The sequence below is a fragment of the Micromonospora sp. HK10 genome, from assembly GCF_000982955.1.
Classification (GTDB): Bacteria; Actinomycetota; Actinomycetes; order Mycobacteriales; family Micromonosporaceae; genus Micromonospora.
In genome coordinates, this window is sequence record NZ_KQ058822.1 from 1 (window position 1) to 756 (window position 756).

Below are 756 nucleotides of genomic sequence, written 5' to 3' on the forward strand. Positions count from 1 at the left end.
CCGCCCACGCCGCCGGCGCCCTCACCCTCGACGACGCCACCAAGATCGTCGCGCTGCGCGCCCAAGCCCTGCGGGCACTGATCGGCCACGGCGACATGGGCTCCCTCGCCCTACCCGCCGACCAGGTCACCGAACTCCTGCACACATTGGCGACAACCGCACCACAGTCCGGCGGCGAAGGAGACTCCACCCACGACCGCAGCACCGCCACCAGCACCAGCGAGACCGAGGCCGACGCCAAGGGCAGCCTCAACGGCACGCCCGCCAACGACAACGGCACTCCCGGGGCCTACATCGCCACGGTCAACGGACCCAACGCCACCGTCATCGCCGGCGACCCCGACGCAGTCGCCACCATCGTGGCCCACTGCAAGGACCGCGACATCCCCGCCCGGGTACTGCCCGTCGGCTACGCCTCGCACACCCCCCACGTCGAAGCCCTCCGCGACGAGATCCGCACCGCCCTGCACGACGTCCAGCCGGCGGCGACCGACGTCGCGTTCTACTCCACCTACTCCGGCGACCGCATCGACCCGACGGAACTGACCGCCGACTACTGGTACGACAACCTCCGCCACCCGGTCCAGTTCCAGACCGCCACCGAAGCCCTGCTCCGCGACGGTTACGCCACCTTCGTCGAGGTCAGCCCGCACCCCGTGCTCATCCAACCCATTGAGGACACGGCGGCCGACCACGACGTGATCACCATCGCCACCGCCCGCCGAGACAGCCCGGACCAGCTCGTCACCGCGCTGG

1 protein-coding gene is annotated in these 756 nt (G+C 70.8%); it reads left to right on the forward strand.

What is annotated here, in order from left to right; all coding sequences use genetic code 11:
* Positions 1–756, forward strand: a 756-nt coding sequence (locus tag LQ51_RS14565; RefSeq protein ID WP_046566116.1) for an acyltransferase domain-containing protein, incomplete at both ends; no start/stop codon positions are given.